The sequence below is a fragment of the Lentzea alba genome (genome assembly GCF_011067745.1).
Lineage (GTDB): Bacteria > Actinomycetota > Actinomycetes > Mycobacteriales > Pseudonocardiaceae > Lentzea > Lentzea alba.
Genome location: NZ_JAAMPJ010000001.1, coordinates 863,813 through 887,134 on the forward strand (window position 1 = coordinate 863,813; position 23,322 = coordinate 887,134).

Sequence of the window (23,322 nt, forward strand, 5' to 3'; positions counted from 1 at the left end):
CGCGATCCCTAGTCCTGCGGCCAGTCTTCGGCCGCGGGGACGCTGACCGGTGTCTCGTCGACGCCGGTCAGCTCCTGGTGCTCCGCCTCGCCGGTCAGCCCGAGCGCGCGGTGCTTTTGTTCCTCGCTGGCACCGAACATGAAGCACATGCCGTTGACGCTAGGCGCGCCCGCCGGAGCTTGGCTTCTCGATTCCTGCTCGCTGTCGGCACGCCGATGCCGAGCCGGGCACGAAATTTGCACGCGCACGCGTGCGCGCAGGCATCCTCGTGCTGGGATGTGCGTCCGCAGGCCGGAGACAGGGAGGCTGCCATGACCGATCGCGGCGACCGCATCGTGAGCGTGCTCGAGGAAGCGTTCTCCGGGCTGATGGCGGCCGACCCCGCCGCGTTCCGGCACAAGTTCCGCAAGATGGCGGCCGAACCGTTCGCGTTCTACCGGGGCAGCGCCTGCCTGTTCTACGCCGACATGGCCGAGCTGCCGGACGAGTGGGCCGACGACCGCACCGGCCGCATCTGGATCCAGGGCGACCTGCACGCGCAGAACTTCGGCACCTACATGGACGCCGAGGGCACGCTGGTGTTCGACGTCAACGACTTCGACGAGGCCTACCTCGGCTCGTTCACCTGGGACGTCCGCCGCTTCGCCGCCTCCATGGCCCTGCTCGGCTGGCGCAAGGCGTTGCCGGACGGCGTGATCACCGACCTGATCCGCACCTACGTCACCTCCTATGTGGCCCAGATCCGCGCGTTCGTCACGCGACCGGACGACTCGCTGTTCAGCCTGCGTCTCGACAACACCGAGGGAGCCCTGCACCGCGTCCTGCAACGCGCCCGTCTGGAGACCCGCATCGGCCTGCTGAACGACAAGACCGCCATCGTCAACTACGAACGCCGCTTCCGCCGCGACCGCGAAGGCACCCACGAACTGGCGCCCGAGGTCCTGGCCGCGGTCCTGCGGGCCTTCGAGTCCTATCTGGACACGATCCCGACCGGCAAACGGGCCAGCAGCCGCACCTACGCCGTCAAGGACGTGGTGGGCCGCAGCGGTTTCGGCATCGGCTCGGCCGGCCTGCACGCCTACAACATCCTCGTGGAGGGCCGCTCCCAGGCGTTGGAAAACGATGTCGTCCTCTCGATGAAACAAGCGAACGTGGCAGCCCCCAGCCGAATCGTGCCCGACGCGCGGATCCGCTCGTACTTCACCGACCACGGCCACCGCACCGCCGTCTCGCAGCGGGCCCTGCAGGCGCACGCCGACCCCTGGCTCGGGCACACGCAGATCGACGGGGTCGGGTACGTCGTCGCCGAGCTCTCGCCCTACGAGGCCGACCTGGACTGGTCCGACCTGACCGAGCCCGCGGACATGCTGCCGGTGCTCGACTACCTGGGGCGGGCGACGGCCAAGATGCACTGCGTGGCGGACGAGGACTCCGCGCAGACCCTCGTCGACTTCCAGTGCGAGGAGGCGATCGCCGCGGCCATCGGCGACCGCGAGGACGAGTTCGCCGACTCGATCGTGGCGTTCGCGCTCGACTACGCACAGCAGACGCGGGAGGACCACCGGCTGTTCGTGGACGCGTTCCGGGAGGGCCGCATCAAGGGGGTCGGCTCGACCGCGTAGTGAACGAACTCATAAAGCCAACTACCTGACGAGTCAGATACTTTGTACCCATCGTGAAGCTCGTCTACGTCTTCGACGCCTACTGCGGCTGGTCGCACGCCTTCTCCGGCACGCTGGAGACGGTCATCGCGCGCCACCCCGACCTGCCGGTCGAGGTGGTCTCCGGCGGTCTGTTCACCGGCGCGCGCCGGGTGCCGATCCGCGAGTACGGGTTCATCAGGGGCGCCAACGCCCAGATCACCGAACGGACCGGGGCGACGTTCGGCGAGGCCTTCGACGCGCTGCTCGCCGACGGGTCGTTCGTCATGGACTCCGAGGCCGCGGCGCGCGGGCTGATCGCGCTCCGCCAGGTCGCGCCGGACCGGGCGGCCGAGCTGGCCGTCGCGATGCAGAAGGCGTACTTCCACGACGGGTTGAGCCTGTCGAACGCGAAGACCTACCGGGTGATCGCCGACGCGTTCGGCCTCGACTCCGACGCGGTCGTGAGCGCGTTCAAGAACGCCGTGCCGGAGACCGACTTCGACCGGGCCGCCCAGCTCGGTGTGAGCAGCTACCCGACCTTGATCGCCGTGCGGGAGAACAAGGCGTTCGTGCTCGCACGTGGGCACGCCACCGCCGACGAGATCGAAGAGCGGCTGGCGCAGCTCCTCTGAGTCAGCGGACGAGCCCGTGGTGGCGGTTCGTCCACGCGGCGACGGCCGGCAGCACGTCGGTGATCCACTCGCGAGCGGCGGCGGTGAGCTCGTAGCGTCCCGCTCGGCGGAGCACGAAACCGTTGTCCTGCAAGCGCTCCAGCGTCATGATCACGCGCGGGCCGAGTGCGCTGATGAGTTCTTCGGCGCCCTTCGGGCCGTCGGACAGCGCGACCATGACGTGTGGCAACTGGTCGCTGCTCATCAGGTCCTGCAGCGCGATCAGGTGGTGCAGTGCCAGGACGTCGTTGTTGCGCTCGGTCGCGAACCCGCTCGGGTCGTGCACCTGGACGCGGGCCCTACCGTTGCGCTTCGCCCGTTGCAGAGCCGCGTCGGTGTCGCGGACCAGGTCGATCAGCGTGTCCTCGCCGCCCGGCACGTGCGACGCCACGCCGATGGACGCGGTCTGGCCGTGCAGCGTGAGGCCGTAGCCGTCGTTCGTGGTGATGTCGCTCTGCAACGCACGGATACCGCGCAACATACGTTCGGCGACAACAGCCGCTTCACCGCCCGTGGTGCGAGGCAGCAGCACGAGGAACTCATCGCCGCCGTACCGGCACACGAGATCCGACGACCGTGTGTGTGCCTTCAGCACGTCGGCGACATCGCTCAGCACGACGTCACCGGCCGGGTGGCCGTACTCGTCGTTGATCTTCTTGAAGCGGTCGAGGTCGATCATGAGCAGCGCCACCTGCTCCCACCGGCGCTGGGCACGGCGGTACGCCGCGGGTGCCTGGTCGTCCCAGCCCCACCGGCCGAGCAGGCCGGTCAAGCGGTCTGTCGTCCACGCACCAACCGGTTGCGCGCAGGAACCACAGCGCGAGGGAGCGCTCTCGTCGTGCAAGCGCAGAGAACCACGGTTCACCGGAAGCCCCGTCCGCGCAGTCGTCATGAGTCCCCCCAGACTTCAGCTCTGACTGGCCCGATCTGCCCGCTTCAACTCAAGTGACGTCGTTCGGATCAAATGCGACACATCAGTTGAAGCGACGGAGTGTGATCATAGGGCGACACACAGGTGGATTCAACCCCTGTGATGCCATATGCTCTTCGGGTTCCACATCAGTGGAATGATCGCTGGCCAGGGGTCGCTCCAGCGGAGGTGTGGCGTGAGGCCGTTCGCCGAAGTGCTCAACGAGCTGTGCAACAACCCGCCGGGCGGCGGAGGCAAGGTGACCAACGTAGCGCTCGCGGCGGCGGTCAAGGCTCGGGGTGGCGACATCGGGCACGGCTACATCTCGCAGCTTCGGCTGGGGGTGAAGGACAACCCGACGTGCCAGGCCATCGTCGACCTCGCCGGCGCGCTCGGCGTGCACCCCGCGGTGTTCCTCGGCGGTCGCGGCCGGCTGCACCCCGGTGAGCAGCCCGGCTGGCGCGCCACCGCGTTGAGCACGCTCTTCGAGGCCGTGCACCCGCCGGACCGCGGGCCGTGGTCACCGGAGGAGGTCGCGACCGCGATCAGCTCGTCCGGCCAGTTCGGCAGCATCTCCGCCAGCTACATCCGCGAACTGCTGAGCAACACCAGCGACAACCCGCGGCTCAAGCACATCCTCGGCCTGGCCGACCACTTCGGCGCCGACCCCGCGTACTTCTTCGACGACGACCTCGCGGCGCGGGTCGATTCGGAGCTGACCGACTTCCTGGCACTGCGCGAGCTCGGCGTGGTCGAGTTCGTCACCCGTCTGGCCGAACGTACGGGCGAACTGTCCCCGCAGGCCAGGGCCGCTGCGGTAGAAGGGTTCCGGCAGGCGCTCGAAGTCGGCGAGGGTTGGTCGTTCCCACTGAACGCCCGCCGTACATCCGCGGACCACACTTGATGACGACGACGGCGTGAAGATCTCAGCCTGGACCGCTCCAGCCGACATCGAGAGGAGGCGACGGGTGAACCGCAGGAAACTGCGCAAGCTGGTCGACGAGGTCGCCCGGGACCTCGACCTGCCGCCCGACGCCACGCACCGGGACGCGAGCCGGCGGGTCTGCGAGCTCATGAGCGAACGGCTCGGGCGTCCCGTCGACGTCCGTTTCGCCGCCATCACGAACGCGGTCTGCCTCAGCGGCGCGACGGCGTTGCTCGAGAACGGCACGTATCTCGTCATCTGCGCGGACTCCCCGTCCTGGTACCACCGCCTGCACGTGCTGCTGCACGAGTTCGCGCACGTGTTGCTGCAGCACCAGCCCGTGGCGCTCGGACGCAGCGAAGGCATGCGCAAGCTCGCACCGCACCTGTTGCCGCGCATGGCGCAGATCATCGCGGGCCGGACCACGCTGACCGAGGACGAGGAACGCGAAGCCGAGAACCTCGCCGACCACCTGCTGGAGCGCCTGACCGAACACCGGGTGTGGGCCGACACCGCGGCCACCGAGGAGCCGGCGCACGTGCGGCGGGTGGCCGAATCTCTCGAAGGAAGATCTCGCTGGGTGCGTCGTGGCGATCTTTAACCTGATCTACCTCTCGTGCGGCATCGTCGGACTGCTCCTCCTCGCGTACAAGATCCGCGCGTTGCGGTCGAGCTGGGGCAGTCCCCGGGTCGTCGCGCTGATCTCCACCGTCTTCTTCTCGGCGTTCGCCGTGCTCTTCGCGGCCCCCGCGAACATCACCTGGATCAACTGGACCAGCGGCGTGCCGAACTTCGCCGCGCTGGTCGTGTACAGCCTGGTGGTCTGCTTCGCCGGTTCGGCGTTCGCGCTGGTGCTGTACTGGCGCTACCCGGCCGCTCAGGCGTGGCAACGGGTCCGGCTGATCGTCGTCAGCTACGCCTCGATCGTCGCCGCGATGATCGTGCTGTTCTTCAAGTCCGAGGTCGGCGAAGAGCGTCAGGTCGACTTCGACACCTACTACGCCACCCAACCGACGATCGCGGTCTTCCTGTTCATCTACTTCGTCGCGACCATGATCGGCTGCGCCGGTCAGGCCTACCACTGCTGGCAGGGTTCGCGGGACGAGGCGATCTCCGCCCGGCCGTGGCTTCGGCTCGGGCTGCGCTGGTACTGCGCGGCGGCGCTGTTCCCGATGGCGTTCGCGGTCATCAAGCTGTTCGTGCTGCTGATGGACTGGGCCGGTGAGCGCAGCTTCGACGTGCTGAGCACGACCGCGCCGTTGATGGCGTCGCTGTCGATGATCCCGCTGGTGATCGCGATGGCCCTGCCGGTCTTCGGACCGCGCCGGCCGTCGCCGTCGCTGTGGCTGCGGCGCTGGCGGACGTACTTCGCGCTGCGGCCGCTGCACCGGGCGTTGGTGCACGTGAACCCCGGCATCGTGCTGGTGGCGCCGGGCAAGTTCCTCAACCCGCACCACCGCGTGCGCCGGCAGATCATCGAGCTCAACGACTGGCGGTGGGCGCTCACGCCGTACTTCGACCTGTCCGTCGGCGAGGCCGCGACTTCGCTCGCGCGCAAGGCCTCCCTGACCAAGGACGAGGTCGCCGCCGTCGTGGAGGCCGCTCAGCTGCGTGCCGCCGGTTCGTCCAGCGGGCGGCCGCGGGCTCCCAAGCGCCGTCCCGTCGCGGAGATCGTCGACGGCACGGACCTCTCCGTCGAGCACGACAGATGGGTGCGGATCTCGCGTGCGTACCAGCACTCGCCGATAGTCGACGCGGCCGTCACGCACGTGCACGCAGCAGGAGGAACGGATTAGATGGCACCCACACACGCCGTAGTCCTGGGCGGCGGGCTCGCGGGCATGCTCACCGCGTCCGTCCTCGTCAAGCACGTGGACGAGGTCACCGTCGTGGAACGCGACAAGCTGCCGGACGGCCCCGAGTCCCGGTCCGGCGTGCCTCAGGCCCGGCACGCGCACCTGCTGATGTCCGGTGGCGCGCGGGCGATCGAGTCGTTGCTGCCGGGGACGCTGGACGCGTTGTTCGCGGCCGGCGCGCACCGGATCGGGGTGCCGAACGACCTGGTGTCGTTGAGCGCTCAGGGCTGGGTGCCGCGGTTTCCCGAGATGCAGTTCATCGTGACGTGCAGTCGCGGGCTGCTGGACTACGTCGTGCGGTCGCAGGCGTTGCGGGACAGCAAGATCTCGCTGCTGACCGGGACGGAACCGGTGTCGTTGCTCGGCTCGGCGGAGGCGGTGGCCGGGGTGCTGGTCGAGGACCGGATCTCGCGCGAGCAGATCTCGCTGGAGGCGGACCTGGTCGTCGACGCGACCGGGCGCGGTTCGCGGTTGCCGGCGTGGCTGACGTCGTTCGGGCTGCCCGAGGTGCACTCGGAGAGCGTCGACTCCGGACTCGCCTACGCCACCCGGATCTTCCAGGCGCCCGCGTCGGCCGCCGCCGACTTCCCGATCGTCAACGTGCAGGCGAACCCGCGTGACCCGCACCCCGGCTGCACGGCGACCCTGCTGCCCATCGAGGACGGGAAGTGGCTGGTCACTCTGTCCGGCACGCGCGGTGGTGAGCCGTCGACCGACGAGTCGGAGTTCGTCTCGTTCGCCCGGTCGGTGCGCAACCCGGTCGTGGGTGACCTGATCGCCTCCGCCGAGCCGTTGTCGCCGGTGTACGGGTCGCACAGCACCGCGAACCGGCGGATGTTCTTCGAGCGCTTGAAGTCCTGGCCGACCGGGTTGCTCGCGCTGGGCGACTCGGTGGCGACCTACAACCCCGTCTACGGGCACGGGATGTCCATCGCCGCGCAGAGTGCCCAGGCCCTGGATGCCGGGTTGCATGCCGGGCACGGTGCGCAGCAGATCCAGCGCGCGATCGGCAAGGTGGTCGACGGGGCCTGGGCGATGGCGACCAACCAGGACATCCTCTATCCGGGTGCGGTCGGCAAGCCGTTGCCGTTGGCGGGGCGGGTGTTGCAGCGCTATGTGGACCGTTTGGTGCGCACGGCGACCACCGAGGCCGAGGTGACCCGCGCCTTCCTGGACGCGTTCACGTTGTCGGCACCGATGGCGAACCTGGTCAGCCCCAAGGTGATGTGGGCGACCATGCGCGGGCCCCGGAGCGAGGTGTCGCCGGAGCCCACGCTGACCGCGGACGAGCGGGAGCGCGTCACGTCCGCGGAGTGAAGTCCGCGCTCTGCACGTAGTTCATGGCCTCGATGAACTTCGGGTCCCGCATCCTCTCGTCCATCTCTTCGGCGGTCGGTTCGGTGACGCGCTGGTGGAGCCACCACAGGTTGCCGAACGGGTCGGCGAACCGGCTGACCCGATCGCCCCAGAACAGTTCGGTGGGCTCGGTGACGACGGTGGCGCCCAGGCTCGTGGCCTTCGCGAGCGTCGCCTTGTCGTCTTCGACGTAGAGCCGGAGGAACGCCGGCGTCCCCGGCCAGTTCGGCTTGTCGAAGAGCATCACGACCGAGTCGCCGATGCGGACCTCGGCGTGGCCGATGTTCGGTGCTTCGCCGACGCGGCCGAGGTCGGTGGCGTCGAAGACCTCCAGGATGAAGTCGATCAGCTCGGCCGTGTGGCCGCGCGTGATCAGCCACGGCGTGACGGTGTGGTAGCCCTCGGGCACGACGTTCATGCGATTCTCCCCTTCGATCCGTTGTGGGAGACCGTATTCGCGATCTAGGACAATATCGGTCCTATTTTTCGCCTAGATTTGTCGGCATGAGTGATGCGGCCCGGTTGTTGCGTCTGCTGTCGCTGCTGCAGACACCGCGCGAGTGGCCCGGCAGCGAGCTCGCCGGCCGGTTGGGCGTCACGCCGCGAACGGTGCGGCGCGACATCGACCGGCTGCGCGACCTCGGCTACCCCGTCGAGGCCTCGCTGGGCGTGCTCGGCGGGTACCGGCTCGTCGCGGGCACGGCGATGCCGCCGCTGCTGCTCGACGACGAGGAGGCGGTCGCCATCGCGGTCGGCCTGCGCACCGCCGCCCGGCAACCGGTGGCGGGCATCGCCGAGGCGTCGCTGCGCGCGCTGGCGAAGCTGCAGCAGGTCCTGCCGCCCCGGCTGGCCCGGCGGGTGTCGTCGCTGACGTCGGCGACCGCGGCGGCGGCTTCGTCGTTCGCCTCACTGGTCGACCCGGCTCAGCTCACCGTGATCGCGGGCGCGGTGACGGCTCGCGAGCGAGTGCGGTTCGGCTATGTGACGAACGAGAGCGTGGTCTCGAAGCGGCACGTCGAGCCTGTTCAGTTGGTAGCGCTGGGACGGCGCTGGTACCTCCTCGCTTTCGACGTGGAACGGGACGACTGGCGGATCTTCCGGTTGGACCGCGTCTCCTCGGCGCTGGCCACCGGTGCCCGGTTCACCCCTCGGGTGCCTCCGGGTGGGGACGCGACCGAGTACGTGACGCAGAAGATGTACGACTCGGCGCCCACCTATCGGGCGCACGCGACGCTGCGGTTGCCCGTGGAGCTGGCGCGGGCTCGGCTGGCGGACTTCGCCGGGGACCTGACGGCCCTCGACGACGTGTCGTGCACCTGGCACAGCGTCGAGGACACGATCGACTACCTCGCTTTCCGGCTCACGTTGCTGGGCTGCGAGTTCCGCGTGCACGGGCCCGATGAGCTGGTGGAACACCTGCGGGGACTCGGGGCGCGGATCAGCCGCTCGGTGGGCGAGCCCTGACCCCGAGCACCGGCTGACCGCCCACCACGCCCTCGTAGTCGCGGTCCCAAGGCCATCGCCCGGCCTCGTCGGCGTGCACGAGCTGCAACGCGTCGATGCTCTCGCCGTAAAGCCGTGCGGACACCAGCAGATGCGCCCACGGGCGTGCGACGCGCACGACTTCCAGCAGTGGGCCGCCTTCCAGGGCAAAGCGTTGGCCCGGCGAAGGGGCGCAGCTGTGCGCGAGGTGTTCGGCGGTGTCGTCGAGCAGGCGGCCCGCTTCCAGGACGGCCATGCCCGTCACGACGAGTTCGGGCAGGCCGCGCAGGGTCAGGCCGACGGTGTACGCCCAGGGCGGATGGGCTCTGTCCCGTTCTATCGCCTGCACGGCCCACCCCCGCACGTCGATGCAGCGGCGCAGGGTGGCCAGGTGTTCTTCCATGCGGCCGGCGGGGTGGTCGCAGTCCCAGCACATGACGGTCTCCTCGGATCGGTGGTGGTTCCAGTGTGCCGAGGAGCACCGACAAGATCGTTTGGGCAGTTCGTGGACAGAAAGTTGACAAACGATCTGTGCGCCGTCTGGATCGTTAACCTGCGACGCACGGAGGATCGTCGATGCGCCCACGAACACCCCGGCGGGGCTGCGGGGACTGAATGGAAATCGAGCCCGGAACACCGCTGGCAAACGCGATCAAAGCCGCGCAGGCCGCTGCCCGACGCGGCGACGTGCACGGGATCGACCACTACTACCGGGAGGCCGCGAAGGTCACCTGGATCATCGCCCACGACCACTGCGCCACCCTGCTCGCCCACGGCGCGATCGCGAAGGCCGCCCGGCGCTGCGACGAGTACCTGGCTCAGAGCAACGACATCGAACTGAGAGTCCTCCGGGCTCAGATCCGCAGTGCCGCAACGGATCACGCGAGCGCCGTCCAGGACGTCCGGGAGCTGCGGAAGCTGAAGCTCACCGAACTGCAGCAGGCCGTGCTCGCTCGGGTGGCCGCGCTGGCCGCCGCCGACCACTTCGATTTCCCCACCGCGGAAAGCGAGCTGGACGCCGCCGAACGGCACTTCCGCCGCGCCGGGCACACCGAGCACCTGGAACACGTCGGCGACGACCGGGTGCTGCTCGACGTGCGCCGCGGCACCCACGTGCCGAAGATCGACGGCCCGGCCCCGCGTACCCCGGCCGAGTACCTGCGACAGGCTTCGGCGCTGCGCCGGGAAGTCCGGTACACCGAAGCGCTGGCGCTGATGACCAGGTGCGCCACCAGCTTCGAGATCGAGCCCTCCCTGCGGTTCGCCGTCCTCCACGAGCTGACCGTCCTGCTGGTGATGACCCGGCAGGCGGGCGCGGCCCGCAGGTTGTTCCCGCTGCTCGTCGCCATGGCGGGGCCGGAGGTGTTGTCGAAGCTCCCGGACGCCACCCAGACGCTCACCCCGGAACGTTGCCTCGACCGCGTCCGCCGGCTGATCGCGGACGACCAGCTGATCACCGCGGAAAGCTTGCTGGGGCAGGGTAACTCCGCGCTGTGGCACCTCACGAAGGCCGAGCTCACCTACGCCAACGGACACTTCGGCCAGGCCGCGCTCCACTTCCGCGAAGCCGCCCGCACGAACCACGCCGAGCTGAAAGCGTTGGCACTGCGCAAACTCGGCGACACCTGCGCCGACACCGGCGCCGAAGACGAAGCCTCCCAGCTCTGGACCGCGGCTCGACACGTCGAAGAAATCCTGCCCCACCACCAGGACGCCGAGCTCCGGATGCTGAGCGTCGCCAGGGACGAGCACGACCACCGGGTGTTCGCCGCGGCCCGCCGTGTCCAGCGCGATGGCAGGAAAGCGTTGGCGGGACTGGTGGTCGCGGTCGAGGCTGCCAGAACCGCCACGCACGACCTCCCCGGCTTCACCGACCTGCCGGCCGCCAGGCGCTGGCTCCGCACGACGACGAGACTCCTGCCGCGCGACCAGGTGGTGTGGCTGATGCATCCCACCCCGGACCAGATCCACCACGTGATCATCGGCCGCGGCACGACCCACCTGACGACCGGCGTCCACATCAGCGAGCTCACCGCCACGATCCACCGGCTCACGGCGTGGAATCCCAGGCACAGCCCGGCGATCTTCGGCACCCTGCTCGCCGAGCTGGCCACCCTGATCGGCCTGGACGACGTGCTCGCCGCCCTGCCACCGAAGACCACGAGGATCGTCGTCGTGGCGGGCGGCGTCCTCGCGGACATCCCGTTCGCCGGTCTGCCCGTCCCAGGCGCCCACCACTTCCTCGGCCTCACGCACGCGCTGTCCAGCCTGCCGAGCCTGTCCGCCCTACCCGTGCTCCACCGCCGCTCCCGCAAGCAGAGAAGCGACGAGACCGTCACCTTCCGGGAGGCGGCCGAACTCGAACGAGCCTTGAAAGAGCAACACCGCCAACGCATCCGGATCGACGCCCAGAACACGCACGATCGGCTGAACGCCGACCGGTCCTGGCTGAAGTTCAGCGACGAACAGATGACCGCGGAAACGTGGGCAAGCCTGGACTTCGGCAGGTGCGGCACGGTCGTGCTCGGCCGCGACGACCAGGCCGGCTTCGCCCGCGCGGCCATCACCGCCGGCGCGGGAGCGGTCGTGGCGGCCCGCTGGAAGCCCGAGGACGAGACCGCGCGGAAGGTGCTCGACGCGTTCGACCGCAACCTGGCCAAACTCCCCCGCGACCGTGCGCTGCAACACGCGCTGAAAGAGGTCGCGGACCGGCACCCGGCTGACTGGGCGTGCTGGTCCCTGCACGGCGACGCGGGATTCCAGACCACAGCCGGCCCGCTGCGCAGACGACTCAGGAAGAACGGAGAACCCGTGCCGCTCGAAACCCGTCCCAAGGTGTTCCTGTCGTTCGCCGGCAAGGACCGCCCGCACGCCGAGCAACTCCGCGCCGAACTGGAGTCGCGCAGCGTCAACGCCTTCCTCGACGAGAACGAGATCGCGCCCGGTGCCAACGTCGTCAACGCCGTCAACGAGGCGTTGGCGACCTCCGACTACTACGTCCTGCTCTGGTCGGCGAACACCCCGCAACGCGAGTGGATCACCGACGAGTGGGCCGCCGCGTTCAACCTGGAGATGACGCGCCGCCGCGCCTTCCTGTTCATCGTGCGGCTGGACGAGGAACCGCTGCCGCCTCTGCTCGCACCGCGCAAGCACGTCGACCTGGTGCACGCCGCCGATCGCCTGATCGCGACCTGGCGCGCCGACCGCAAGTCCGAACTCCCGGTGTTCCCCCAGCCCATGCCTCCCACGCCGGACGGCCCGACCGTCGCGATCTCGGTGCGCAGCCACGACCTCGGCGTCACGCACGTCGTCATGGCCCCGCTGCACCTGACCGGCGCCACCCTGCACCGGGCGGTGTTCGACGCGTTGCAGCTGCCGACCGAGCAGGCCGCGTTCGACGGCACGATCGGGATGCGGTTCTCCTACGAGCTGTCCCAGCAGAACCAGCCGATCCCGGCCGATCAGTCCACTGTGGACCTCAAGTCCGGGGTGGTCGACATCGCGGTCCGCGTCGAGTCGTTCGTGCCGAAGAGCAAGGACGACGGCCTCGACGTGGACCAGCAACGCATGTTGCTGGTCGCCGCCTTCCGCCATCTCTTGCCCTGACACAAGGCAACGGCCCCCGGAGGCGAAGACCGGGGGCCGCTACCGCTCAACTCATTTCACTCAGGACTCGCGCCGGCGCCTACCCCGCACCAGCAGGAACGCACCACCGGCGAGCATCGTCAGCGCCGCGAGGAGCAGGCTCCACACGGCCACACCGGTGCTGGCCAGCGGCGGTGCCGGCGGTTTGGGCAGCAGGCCCGCGTCGAGGGTCAGGTCGGCGCGCTTGTCCTTGCCCAGCTTGACGACGTGGGTGCATCCGGAAGCCGGGTCGGCGTCGGAGTCCTTGGCGTCGTCACCGACGTGCGGCGTGGTCAGCTTGCGACCAGCCACCAGACCGGTTTGCGGATCGGCGTTGAAGCAGACCTTGTACTCACCGTCGGGAAGATCGGTGAACAGGTACTTGCCGTCCTTGTCGGTCTTGCTCTGCGCCACCGGCTTGCCGGTGCCGTCCTGCAGGAACACCGGCAGGTCCGGCACGCCGGGCTCGCCGGAGTCCTGCACTCCGTTGGAGTTGTTGTCGTACCAGACGAAGTCACCGACGCGGTTGGCCGGCGAGACGAGGCCGAGGTCGAGGGTCAGGTTCTCCCTCTTGCCCACTCCCACGGTCACCGGCGGCGTGCACCCGCTGGCCGGGTCCACGTCGGAGTCCTTTCCGTCATCACCGACGTTCGGCTTCGTCGCCTGGTAGCCGGCGTAGTCACCCGGCAGAGCGCCCATCTCGAAGCACACCTTGTAGGTGCCGTCCGGGATGTTCGGGAACTCGTACTTGCCGTCCTTGTCGGTCTTCACCGGCTCACCGACGGGCTTGCCGTCGGAGCCCACCAGCTTGACCGGCACACCGGGAACACCCGGCTCGCCCGGATCCTGCACACCGTTGCGGTTCTTGTCGGACCACACGAAGTCGCCGATGGTATTCGGCGGTGCGATCAGACCCGCGTCGAGCGTGTAGTCCCGGCGCTTGCCGACGCCGACCGTGGTGGTCAGCGTGCAGCCGGAGGACGGATCTGCGTCGGAGTCCTTGCCATCGTCACCGGCGTTCGGCTTGGTGAGCGTGTAGTCCGCCACCGCCGCAGGCAGGTTCTTGATGTCGAAGCACACCTGGTACGTGCCGTCCGGCAGGTTGTCGGTGAAGTAGTACTTGCCGTTGGAACTGGTCTTCTGGGTGCCCAGCTCCTTGCCCTGAGCGTCCTTCAGGACGGCGGTGACGCCCTCGACGGGCTTCTCGCCTTCGTCCTGCAGGCCGTTGGAGTTGGCGTCGATCCACACGTAGTCACCGACACCGTTGGCCGGCGGGTGGATACCGGCGTCGACGGTCGGGTTCTCGCGCTTGCCGAGCCCCAGCTCCACCTCGGGGGTGCAGCCGGTCGCCGGGTCGGCGTCCGAGTCCTTGGCGTCGTCGGAGCCCGCGTTCGGCGTGGTGAAGACGAAGTCCTTCACCGCGTCCGACATCGGGCCGAAGCACACCGTGTACTTGCCGTCGGGCAGGTTGTCGAAGACGTACTTGCCGTTCGGGTCGGTCACCGTCGTCTTGCCGTCCGACAGCTTGACCGGAACGTTCGGGACACCGGGTTCGCCGTCGTCCTGCACGCCGTTCTTGTTGTCGTCACGCCAAACCGTGTCGCCCAGCTTGTTCGGCGGGGAGACCAGGCCCATGTCGAGCGTGAGGTCTTCACGCTTTCCGGTGCCCAGCGTGGTTTCCGCCGTGCAACCCTGCGCGTCCGCATCCGAGTCGACAGCGTCGTTGCCGCCCGCGTTCTGCGTGGTGACCTTGTAGTCCTTCACCGCGGCGGGAAGGTTGGCGACGTCGAAGCAGACCTTGTAGGTGCCGTCGAGCAGATCGGTGAACAGGTACTTGCCGTCAGCACCGGTCTTCGTGATCGCACCGGTGCTCAACTTCACCGTCACGCCCTCGACCGGAACATCGGACGCGTCCTGCAAACCGTCCTTGTTCACGTCGATCCACACGTAGTCACCAAGACGGTTCACCGGCGAGATCAGACCCATGTCGATCGTCAGGTCTTCCGGCTTGTCGACGTTCAGCTCGACTTCCGGCGCACAACCCGTCGCCACGTCGGCATCGCTGTCCTTGGCGTCGTCACCCGCGTTCGGCTTGGTGACCTGGTAGTCAGCGACCGGCCCCGGCAAGTTCGCGATGTCGAAGCACACCTTGTACTTGCCATCAGGCAGGTTCGGGAATTCGTACTTGCCCTGCTCGTTGGTGGTCGTGGTCTTGTCGCCGACCTTGACCGTCACACCGGGCACGCCGGGCTCGTTCGGGTCCTGGACGCCGTTCTTGTTGTCGTCACGCCACACCGTGTCGCCCAACTTGTTCGGCGGCCTGATGCCGAGGTCCAGCGTCAGATCCTCGCGCTTGGCACTGCCCAGCGAGGTCTCCGGCGTACAACCGTCCGCACCCGCGTCGGAGTCCTTCGCGTCGTCGCCGCCCGCGTTCGACCTCGTCACCAGGTAGGCCTGGTACGGCGCCGGCATGTTGGCGATGTCGAAGCACACCTTGTACGTGCCGTCGGACAAGTCGTCGAAGATGTACTTGCCCTGGTCGTTGGTGGTCGTGGTCTTGTCGCCCACCTTGACGGTCACGCCCGGCACACCCGGCTCGTCGCCGTCCTGGACACCGTTGCGGTTGGTGTCGACCCAGACGTAGTCACCCAGCCTGTTCGGCGGGGAGACCAGACCCATGTCGAGCGTCAGGTCCTCACGCTTTCCGGTGCCCAGCGTGGTTTCCGCCGTGCAACCCTGCGCGTCCGCGTCGGAGTCCTTCGCGTCGTCCCCACCGGCGTTCTGCGTGGTGACCTTGTAGTCCTTCACCGCGGCGGGAAGGTTGGCGAGGTCGAAGCAGACCTTGTAGGTGCCGTCGAGCAGATCGGTGAACAGGTACTTGCCATCAGCACCGGTCTTCGTGGTCGCACCGGTGCTCAACTTCACCGTCACACCCTCGACCGGAACATCAGACGCGTCCTGCAAACCGTCCTTGTTCACGTCGATCCACACGTAATCACCAAGGCGATTCACCGGCGAGATCAGACCCATGTCGATCGTCAGGTCTTCCGGCTTGTCGACGTTCAGCTCGACCTCGGGCGCACAACCCGTTGCCACATCGGCATCCGAGTCCTTCGCGTCCTCACCGGCGTTCGGCTTGGTGACCTGGTAGTCCGCCACCGGCCCCGGCAGGTTCTTGAGGTCGAAGCACACCGTGTACTTGCCGTCCGGCAGCTTGTCGAAGACGTACTTGCCGTCCGGGCCCGTCGTGGTCGTCTTGCCGTCCGACAGCTTGACCGGCACGTTCGGCACCGCCGGTTCGCCGTCGTCCTGCAGGCCGTTCTTGTTGTTGTCGATCCAGACGTAGTCGCCGAGCTTGTTCGGCGGCCTGATGCCCGCGTCGAGCGTGAGGTCTTCACGCTTGTTCGGGCCGACGGTGGTCGTCTGCGTGCACTTCGACGTCGGATCGGCGTCGGAGTCCTTGACGTCGTCACCGGCGTTCGGCTTCGTCAGCAGGTAGCCCGCGTACTCGGCCGGAGCGGTCGAGATGTCGAAGCACACCTGGTAGGTGCCGTCCGGCAGGTTGTCGAACAGGTACTTGCCGTCCGCACCGGTCTGCTTCGGCTGGCCGACCGGCTCTCCGGCACCGTTCTTCAACGTCACGGTCACACCCGGAACGCCCGGCTCGTCGCCGTCCTGGAGGCCGTTGCGGTTGGTGTCCTTCCAGACGAGGTCGCCGACCTTGTTGCTGGGCGGCGAGATGCCGGCGTCGAGGGTCAGGTCCTCCCGCTTGGCCGCGCCCAACGTCGTCGTCACGGTGCAGCCGTCAGCCGGATCCGCGTCCGAGTCCTTCGCGTCGTCACCGGCGTCCTTGCCGGTGAAGGTGAACCCGGCGTACAGGGAAGGCAACGTCGACAGGTCGAAGCACACCTTGTAGACGCCGTCGTCGAGCTGGTCGAACAGGTACTTGCCCTGCGCGTCCGTCGTCTTCGGCTGGCCGACCTGCGTGCCGTCACCCTTCTTCAGCACGACCGTCACGCCCGGAACACCCTGCTCGTCGGCGTCCTGCAGACCGTTGCGGTTCGCGTCGACCCACACGAAGTCACCGAGCTTGTTGGTGACCTTCGCGACGATGCCGGCGTCGACGGTGTGATCCGCGGTGCCCGCCTTGCCGATGGTCACCTGGGTCTTGCCCTCGGCGTCCACGTTGGAGTCGATGACGCGGTCCGGCCCGGCTTCCTTGACCGTCCACTTGAGATCCGCGGCGGCCGGAGCGTTCGGCAGTCCGCCCGCGTTCACCGCGCTGCGGTCGAACGTCAGGTTGTAACAGGTGTCCGGCTTCAGACCGTCCGCGACGCCGAAGTAGTACTCACCCTTGGCGTTCGTGACCTTGGTCCCGAGCGACGCACCACCGGCACACGGGGTCGCGGTCACCTTGACACCCGCGACCGGCGGCTCGTCACCGTCCTGCACGCCGTCGGCGTCGGTGTCGAACCAGACGCGGTTGCCGAGCTGGACGGGTGCGAGGTCGCAGAGCGCCTCGAGGTCGGCGAGGCCGTTCGCCTTGCCCCAGCCCTCGGTGTTCACGTCGCTGATCAGGTAGGAGTTCGGGTAGCCGTCGGCCATCATGCCGCCGCCGGCCCGGTCGAACCAGCCGACACCGCCGGTGTTGATCGCCGTGGGGTCCATGATGGTTTCGGGCATCCGGGTCTCGCCGTACAGGACGGCGAGAGCGCCCTGCGCGGTCTCCTTGTGGGGCTGGCCGTTGGCCTGGCTGGAGAAGAACTCGCCGTTGTAGTACTCGACCACGCCGTCCACCTGGCCGCCACCGTTGTTGGCGGGGGTGTTGTGGTTGGGGCAGTTGGCGGCGGTGCCTTCCCAGGCGTAGCTGCCGTCGGCCTGCCGGCACACCCGGTTGAGGTCGCCGCCGCTGACGGTGTCGAACGTCCCTGCGGATCCGTCCGCCGGGGACAGGCTCTTGCCGCCCTGGTCGCCGAAGCGGTCCCGGAACGCCAGGACGAGGTCACCGTTCGCCTCGATGCCGATGTCGGTCAGCAACGGCTCCGGGTTCACCACGAGCCCGCCGTTGGGCGTCGGTTGCTTGAAGGTGGTCTGCCACGGCCGCCAGTGATCGGCGGTGGTGCCTCCCCACAGCACGGTGCCGCGCAGGAAGTTCAACGTGTGAGTGACCACGGGTGCGCCGAACGCGCCCGCGGTGAACGTCCGCACCACGACCTTCATGTCGGCGACGTTCTGCGTCGACTCACCAGAACAGACACCACCGACGTAGAGCACGCCGTCGCGCACGGCCAGTGCGCCGGGCCGCCAGTCAACGGCGTTGGTGCAGGGGGAAGGGATGGCGTAGGAGCCCTTCGGCGCGCTCGCGGTCGCCGCCGTGGCGTCGTAGACGTAGAGCTTCCGGTCGCCCAGGTTGACGACGTAGAGCTCGCTGCCGTCCTCGGAGATGTCGATGTCGCCCAGCGCCTCCTTGCCGACCACGTTCGCGAAACCACCGTCGAAGTTGTTCTGGTGGTTGTGCTTGGTGGTACCGGCGTTGGGCACGGTGGCGAACAGCGTCGTCGCACCACCAGCGGCGGGCGTGACGTAGACACCGCCGGCGTTGCCGCTGCCGTAGTCGGTGAGCCGCTTCGCGAACGCGCCGGAGAAGATCCGCTTGTCCTGCTTGCGGTACGCGATGCCGTACACCGAACCCGTGGTGCCCTGGTTCGCGATCTGGGTAGGAGCGGGGCCTGTGCCGCGGTTCGTGAACGGCAGGGTGACCAGCGATCGCGCGGAGTCGCTGACGTTGCTGCTGCCGTCCTGCTTGCGGGTCGCCCGCTGACAGCCGGTGACGAGCGTCGGGTTGGCCTGGCAGTAGTCGGCCGGGTTCCACAACGCCGTCGTGACGGTCTTGTTCTGACCGCCCGAGACGTCGACGAACATCGTGTTGCTCTCGAGCCCGGCCCCCGCGGGGGCGGGCTGGAGCACGCTGCCGGCCGGCGGGTTGACCTGCACGCGGTACTTGCCGCCGCTCACCGGGCCGAGACCGACGGTGACGTTGCCGTCCGCGCCCGTCGTGCCGGTCGCGGTCTTGCCCGCGGGATCGGTCACGAGGACGGAGGCACCGGCCACGCCGACTTCGAGGGCGGCCTCGTACGTGCCGTTCGCGTTGATGTCACGAATGACCTTCACGGTCAGCGTGCCGTCACCGGGACCGGCGTGCGCGGAAGGTATCACCACGGCGAACGAGGCGGCCATCAGCGCACTGAGCGCGACAGCGAGCGGACGTTTCACGAAATCGCTCCTAAAGCAGCAGGGTCGGGGGCACACACTGCGGGAGCTTGGAAAATGCCACTGTTTCCGCAGGTCCGCCCGGTTACCCAGAGCCGCTTGTCGCACTTCCCGGTGAATTCTTCTCGCCGAGACGGCCGCTTGATCACCGATTTGCGTCGCGCTCGGTGTAGCACTGTCCCCTTGTCGGGTGACATGCGATCCACGATCAGGGATACAGGTTTAGATCGGAATTCATGGCGAGTGACCGTCCACAGAGGAGGGTTCGCTCTTCTGGGTCGTTCGTGCGTGTGGAGGTCTCGGCTTGACCACACGGCCTATGAGTCTGAACGGGTGAATACGCGTGTAGGACTCAGCCTTTCCTGGCTTCAGCGCCTGTAACCGGTGAAGGTCGCTTTCGGGCGGTGAAGGGCACGAGCGGACGCTGAAGGGAAGGCCGTTGAGCACACCGGAGCCGGATCAGGGCTTCGCGGAGTTCTTCCGCACCTGTCTGCCGGTGGTGACCAGGACGTTGACGGCGCTCACCGGCGACACCCGAATGGTCGAGGACATCGCACAGGACGCGTTGCTGATCGCACAGCACCGTTGGGGCGACATCCGCTCGTACGACAAGCCCGAGGCGTGGGTGCTGAAGGTCGCCATCCGGCTGATGCGCCGGTGGCAGCAGCGGCACCTGCACGAGACGCCGCTGGCCTCGGTGCCCGATGTTGTTGTGGACGTGCACGACGTGGAGGCGGTGCACTCCGCCGTGCGACAGCTCTCCCCCAGGCACCGCGAGACCGTGGCGTTGCACCACCTGCTCGGCTACTCCGTCAACGAGATCGCCGCGGTGCTGGTGGTCAGCGAGTCGACCGTGCGCACGCACCTCACCCGCGGCCGGGCCGAGCTGCGGCGGATTCTCGGAGGCAGTGATGAGTGAGCTACTGGCCCAGTTCGAGATCGACGAGGCGGTCGAACGGCTGTACCGCGCGGGCGAGGCCGCCGAACGGGCCGGGCGCCTGCGCGAGGCCGCCGTGTGCTTCCGGGTGGCCGCCGATCAGCACCTCGGTGACGCGGCGGTGCGGCTGGCCGTCGTGTTGTTCGCGCTCGGCGAGATCTCCGAAGCCCAGCACTGGTGCGAGGTCGCGGTGGCCGACGGCTTCACCGAGGCCGCGGAGTTGATGCAGTCGGATCTCGCTGCCCGGCAACGATTCCTGGAGCACGCCGCCCGCATCATGGTGGGCGCACCGACGTTCGACTGGCTGCCCTCCTCGGTTCCGTCTGGTCGCATCGAACCGTCAGAGGTGCACGCGCGGACACAGGCGTTGCGCGCGTTGGACCGGCAGTACGGCGGAATCGCTTGCCACGCCTCGGTGTTGGAGCACCTCGCTTTTGTCGAGCCGTTCATCGTCGTCGGTGACGCGGACGTGTGGACGGCCGTCGCGGAGGTGCACGAACTGGCGGGCTGGACCGCGTTCGACAGCGGCATGCCCGGCACCGCGCTGCCGCACTTCGAGCGCGCGCTGACGTTGGCACGGCAGGCCGAGAACGAGTCCCTGATCGCCTCGGTGCTGACACGTGCGGGCCGGATGTTCCTGCACCACAACGCACCCGAGGACGCGTTGCGAGCGTTCCAGCTCGGATTCGTCGCGGCGCACAACTCAGGCGACCAGCGAGACCTGTCCGATCCGGAACACGCCATCGCCTCGCTCACGACAAAGGTCGGCACATACGGTCTCGAACGCGTCCGCGCCCGCACGATCGCGTTGACCGCGCTGGCCCGCAACCACCTCGCCCTCGGTGACGTGGCCGCTGCCGGCGATTTCGCGGCGAGCGCACTGGCCGTCGCGACGAACCTGCGGTCAACGCGCGCCGCCGACCAACTCCGCTGGCTGGACGAGGAAGCACGACGTGCCGGCGCGTCCGCGCTGGTGGAGCAGATCTCGGTCCGTTTCGCACGCTGTGGCTGACGTGTTCACCCGATCCGGGCCGATACACGCGTAGGCACAAACAGGTAGGTTCTGCGGCATGGCCGAGCCTTTCTCGTGGGTGCCCACAGGAATCAACACCGACGTGCCCAGCGCGGCACGGGTCTACGACTTCCTGTTGGGAGGTGGCCACAACTTCGCGTCGGACCGCATGGTCGGCGACAAGGTGCTGCAGATCCTGCGCGACGGCCGCGCCATCGCGGCCTCGAACCGCTCGTTCATGCGCCGCGCCGTCCTGCTGATGATGGAGCAGGGCATCACCCAGTTCCTCGACCTCGGCTCGGGCATCCCGACGGTCGGCAACGTCCACGAGATCGTGCAACAGGAAAACCCGGACGCACGCGTGGTCTACGTGGACTACGACGAGGTGGCCGTCTCGCACAGCCAGCTCATCCTGGAGGGCAACGACAACGCGGGCGTCGTGCAGGCGGACATGTGCCGCCCCGACGACGTGCTGTCCGACCCGGTCGTGAAGGACCTGATCGACTTCTCCCAGCCCGTAGGCCTGCTCATGGTCGCCGTGCTGCACTTCGTCTCGGACGAGAAGGGCCCGGCCGAGGTCGTCGCCCGCTACCGCGACGCCATGCCGTCCGGCAGCCTGATCGCGCTCTCGCACCTCACCGCCGACTTCAAGCCGGACGAGATGGGCGGCGTCGTCGAGGCCATGAAGCACAGCCGCGACCCGATGTACTTCCGCGCGCTCACCGAGTTCGAGCCGATGTTCGCCGGCCTGGAGGTCCTCCAGCCGGGCGTCGTCTCGGCGCCGCAGTGGCACCCGGAACTCGGCCCGGCCGGAGAGGGCGGCCCGGCGGACGTCTACGTGGGAGTCGCCCGCAAGCCCTAGCGGCTAGCGGAACCTCCACGCCTGGGCCGCGGAACCGTTGCAGGTCCAGATGTTCAGGCGCGTTCCCGGGGTCGTCGACGCACCGGGGTTGTCCAGGCACAGCCCCGACTGCGGGTTCTGCACCGAACCGTCAGACCGCACGCGCCACTGCTGCGCGCCCGAGCCGTTGCACTCCCACAGCCGCACGGCCGTGCCGTTGGTGGTGCCGCCGTTGTCGATGTCGAGGCATTTGCCGGAGATGGCGATCGTGCCGTCGGCGACGACGCGCCACTTCTGCGCGTAGGAGTTGTTGCACGTCCAGATCTGCACCGGGTTGCCGTTGGCGGTGCCGCCGGCGTTGTTGTCCAGGCAGAGCGTCGAAGCCGTTGCCATCTCCACGGAACCGGCGCCGGACGGGTGGCGGTCGGCCGGGAGCGTTGGCGTGTTGCGGTGGTAGAAGTCGACGGCCAGGTAGTTCGGGGTCTTGCGGGCCGCGGGTTCGCAGAAGCGGCGGGCGCGGTCGACGGCCTTCGAGTTGTCGGTCGCGACGGTGCCTTCCATGGGGACGTCGCGGAAGTGGTTCATGACGAACAGCGGGCGGAAGTTGGCTTCCGTGGCGGTGAGCGGCTTCTCGCCCCAGCGGGAGTAGCAGGACCAGTCGGACGCGCCTACGCCCGAGCCCATCGACCAGTAGTTCTCGACGGTCCAGTCCCGCTGGTAGAGCACGCCGGAGTTCTCGCGGCCGTCCTTGCCGTGGTCGGTGAAGATGAGCAAACGCTTGCCGGACGCCCTCATCTGCGACAACCTCGGCCAGCCGTTCTCCCGCACGCCCTCGGCACGGAACAACACGTCGTTCAGGCCGTTGACGGACGCGAGAGAGGACCGGAGCACGTCGGCGGAGACGTAGTCCTCCAGGAACACAGTGACGATCTCGGTCGGGCGTGACTTCAGGAAGTCGACGATGCGCTGGATGTCGACGCCAAGTGCCACGGGTTTGCTGACCAGGGTGCAGCTGTTGTGGCAGAGGATCGCGCCGTCGGGCGTTTGGTGGATGTCGAGCATGAAGCCACGCACGCCGTCGTTGAGCTGCTGCACGATGCCGCGCGACTGGTTCGGGGCGATGTTGGCGAACGTGAAGCCGCCGTCGACGCCGTTCGCGTAGGCGTTGTGGGCGGTCAGGAACGTCATCTCGTCCAGGCGCGGGTCAGCCGGGGGCTGGTAGCGGACCGGGTTGACCGGCGTGAGGAACCACGTGTCGTTGCCGGTGCCGACGCGGACCTGGTCGGTGCCGGACGCGATCAGGTAGCGGTTCGCGCCGGGGTCCTTGAAGCGGTAGCGGTCCTGGTCGTCGGGCACCGCGACCCACTGGGCGTCGGCGCTGGAGCAGCTGATCATCTGGGCGGTGTCGCCGGAGCGGCCGAGGCACTGCCCGCCCTCGGACAGGGTGCTGCCGTTCCAGGCGAACTGCTGGCGGTCCTCGTTGCCCTTGGGGCGGTGCTGGAGGACGGACGAGCCGGACACGGCGGCGTTCTGGCCGGTCACGGCGCTTTGCAGGTAGTAGTTGCCGTTGGGTGCGGCGGCCGCGTCGACGGGGACGAGCAGCAGCGACAACAGCGCGAGTGCAGGGATGATGCGCATGGGGTGAAGGCTGGTTCATCGGCGTGAACGTGAAAAGACTTCACACCGAAATCCGTCCAAACCGAGACATCTGTGGTCCGGGCCACAAAAGCCGATGCAGCGGATCGAGCGGCGAGCGGGGTTTCCCGATCCGCCAACGACCACGGACAAGTGAGGG

17 protein-coding genes are annotated in these 23,322 nt (G+C 68.3%); 11 read left to right on the top strand and 6 right to left on the bottom strand.

Annotated elements, in window-relative coordinates; all coding sequences use genetic code 11:
- Positions 1-8: 8 nt before the first annotated feature.
- Entirely contained in the window at positions 9-149 is a 141-nt protein-coding gene (locus G7043_RS04065) for a hypothetical protein (RefSeq protein WP_166043966.1), read from the bottom strand.
- Between the two features lie 162 nt (positions 150-311).
- Here G7043_RS04065 and G7043_RS04070 point away from each other — a divergent pair, with 162 nt between their 5' ends.
- On the top strand, positions 312-1,622 hold the full coding sequence (locus G7043_RS04070) for a DUF2252 domain-containing protein (protein WP_166043968.1): 1,311 nt from the start codon (positions 312-314) through the stop codon (positions 1,620-1,622).
- 53 nt (positions 1,623-1,675) lie between these two features.
- Positions 1,676-2,275 (top strand): DsbA family protein, encoded by a 600-nt coding sequence (locus G7043_RS04075; protein ID WP_166043969.1) that lies wholly within the window; start codon positions 1,676-1,678, stop codon positions 2,273-2,275.
- 1 nt (position 2,276) lies between these two features.
- Here the strand turns inward: G7043_RS04075 and G7043_RS04080 are convergent, their stop codons facing one another.
- Positions 2,277-3,086, bottom strand: a complete 810-nt coding sequence (locus G7043_RS04080; protein ID WP_166043971.1) for a GGDEF domain-containing protein — start codon at positions 3,084-3,086, stop codon at positions 2,277-2,279.
- Positions 3,087-3,420: 334 nt separating this feature from the next.
- On the opposite strand from G7043_RS04080, the gene G7043_RS04085 reads away from it, so the two are divergent.
- The 4 genes from G7043_RS04085 to G7043_RS04100 all read left to right on the top strand — a co-directional run bounded on the left by G7043_RS04085 (position 3,421) and on the right by G7043_RS04100 (position 7,322).
- Positions 3,421-4,128 (top strand): hypothetical protein, encoded by a 708-nt coding sequence (locus G7043_RS04085; RefSeq protein WP_166043973.1) that lies wholly within the window; start codon positions 3,421-3,423, stop codon positions 4,126-4,128.
- Positions 4,129-4,192: 64 nt separating this feature from the next.
- On the top strand, positions 4,193-4,750 hold the full coding sequence (locus G7043_RS04090; protein ID WP_166043975.1) for a hypothetical protein: 558 nt from the start codon (positions 4,193-4,195) through the stop codon (positions 4,748-4,750).
- The gene (locus G7043_RS04095; protein ID WP_166043977.1) at positions 4,737-5,945 is read left to right on the top strand and encodes an MAB_1171c family putative transporter; all 1,209 of its coding nucleotides are present in this window, start codon (positions 4,737-4,739) and stop codon (positions 5,943-5,945) included. The genes G7043_RS04090 and G7043_RS04095 overlap by 14 nt, the downstream gene beginning before the upstream one ends.
- Positions 5,946-7,322: an NAD(P)/FAD-dependent oxidoreductase gene (locus tag G7043_RS04100; RefSeq protein WP_166043979.1), complete on the top strand. Its 1,377-nt coding sequence runs from the start codon at positions 5,946-5,948 to the stop codon at positions 7,320-7,322.
- Here G7043_RS04100 and G7043_RS04105 read toward each other — a convergent pair.
- A complete protein-coding gene (locus G7043_RS04105; RefSeq protein ID WP_166043980.1) occupies positions 7,306-7,779 on the bottom strand; it encodes a VOC family protein in 474 nt (157 codons plus the stop codon). The two genes, G7043_RS04100 and G7043_RS04105, sit on opposite strands and share 17 nt — an antisense overlap.
- An 86-nt stretch (positions 7,780-7,865) precedes the next feature.
- On the opposite strand from G7043_RS04105, the gene G7043_RS04110 reads away from it, so the two are divergent.
- Entirely contained in the window at positions 7,866-8,825 is a 960-nt protein-coding gene (locus G7043_RS04110; RefSeq protein WP_166043982.1) for a helix-turn-helix transcriptional regulator, read from the top strand.
- Here the strand turns inward: G7043_RS04110 and G7043_RS04115 are convergent.
- Entirely contained in the window at positions 8,800-9,279 is a 480-nt protein-coding gene (locus G7043_RS04115) for a DUF4262 domain-containing protein (protein ID WP_166043984.1), read from the bottom strand. The two genes, G7043_RS04110 and G7043_RS04115, sit on opposite strands and share 26 nt — an antisense overlap.
- Before the next feature lie 179 nt (positions 9,280-9,458).
- Between G7043_RS04115 and G7043_RS04120 the strand changes: the two genes are divergently transcribed.
- On the top strand, positions 9,459-12,449 hold the full coding sequence (locus G7043_RS04120; RefSeq protein WP_166043986.1) for a TIR domain-containing protein: 2,991 nt from the start codon (positions 9,459-9,461) through the stop codon (positions 12,447-12,449).
- A gap of 60 nt (positions 12,450-12,509) precedes the next feature.
- On the opposite strand, the gene G7043_RS04125 is transcribed toward G7043_RS04120, so the two are convergent.
- Positions 12,510-18,740 (bottom strand): SdrD B-like domain-containing protein, encoded by a 6,231-nt coding sequence (locus G7043_RS04125; protein ID WP_166043989.1) that lies wholly within the window; start codon positions 18,738-18,740, stop codon positions 12,510-12,512.
- A 436-nt stretch (positions 18,741-19,176) separates the two neighbouring features.
- Here G7043_RS04125 and G7043_RS04130 point away from each other — a divergent pair, with 436 nt between their 5' ends.
- From G7043_RS04130 to G7043_RS04140, 3 genes are read left to right on the top strand one after another with little or no spacing between them, the layout of a single operon-like run.
- Positions 19,177-19,656 carry an RNA polymerase sigma factor gene (locus tag G7043_RS04130; RefSeq protein WP_166043991.1) on the top strand — a complete coding sequence of 160 codons (480 nt, stop codon included), beginning with the start codon at positions 19,177-19,179 and terminating at the stop codon, positions 19,654-19,656.
- Positions 19,649-20,686 (top strand): hypothetical protein, encoded by a 1,038-nt coding sequence (locus G7043_RS04135; protein WP_166043993.1) that lies wholly within the window; start codon positions 19,649-19,651, stop codon positions 20,684-20,686. The genes G7043_RS04130 and G7043_RS04135 overlap by 8 nt, the downstream gene beginning before the upstream one ends.
- A gap of 58 nt (positions 20,687-20,744) precedes the next feature.
- Complete coding sequence (locus tag G7043_RS04140; protein WP_166043995.1) at positions 20,745-21,548, top strand: SAM-dependent methyltransferase; 804 nt, start codon at positions 20,745-20,747, stop codon at positions 21,546-21,548.
- A gap of 3 nt (positions 21,549-21,551) precedes the next feature.
- Here G7043_RS04140 and G7043_RS04145 read toward each other — a convergent pair whose 3' ends face one another.
- On the bottom strand, positions 21,552-23,165 hold the full coding sequence (locus tag G7043_RS04145) for a PI-PLC domain-containing protein (protein WP_166043997.1): 1,614 nt from the start codon (positions 23,163-23,165) through the stop codon (positions 21,552-21,554).
- Positions 23,166-23,322 lie beyond the last annotated feature (157 nt).

Excerpts from the sequence above, each read along its gene's own strand:
- G7043_RS04115 (WP_166043984.1), bottom strand. The coding sequence starts at position 9,279 with ATGTGCTGGGACTGCGACCACCCCGCCGGCCGCATGGAAGAACACCTG.
- G7043_RS04120 (WP_166043986.1), top strand. The coding sequence starts at position 9,459 with ATGGAAATCGAGCCCGGAACACCGCTGGCAAACGCGATCAAAGCCGCG.
- G7043_RS04065 (WP_166043966.1), bottom strand. The coding sequence starts at position 149 with ATGTGCTTCATGTTCGGTGCCAGCGAGGAACAAAAGCACCGCGCGCTC.
- G7043_RS04100 (WP_166043979.1), top strand. The coding sequence starts at position 5,946 with ATGGCACCCACACACGCCGTAGTCCTGGGCGGCGGGCTCGCGGGCATG.
- G7043_RS04110 (WP_166043982.1), top strand. The coding sequence starts at position 7,866 with ATGAGTGATGCGGCCCGGTTGTTGCGTCTGCTGTCGCTGCTGCAGACA.
- G7043_RS04135 (WP_166043993.1), top strand. The coding sequence starts at position 19,649 with ATGAGTGAGCTACTGGCCCAGTTCGAGATCGACGAGGCGGTCGAACGG.
- G7043_RS04105 (WP_166043980.1), bottom strand. The coding sequence starts at position 7,779 with ATGAACGTCGTGCCCGAGGGCTACCACACCGTCACGCCGTGGCTGATC.
- G7043_RS04070 (WP_166043968.1), top strand. The coding sequence starts at position 312 with ATGACCGATCGCGGCGACCGCATCGTGAGCGTGCTCGAGGAAGCGTTC.
- G7043_RS04140 (WP_166043995.1), top strand. The coding sequence starts at position 20,745 with ATGGCCGAGCCTTTCTCGTGGGTGCCCACAGGAATCAACACCGACGTG.
- G7043_RS04145 (WP_166043997.1), bottom strand. The coding sequence starts at position 23,165 with ATGCGCATCATCCCTGCACTCGCGCTGTTGTCGCTGCTGCTCGTCCCC.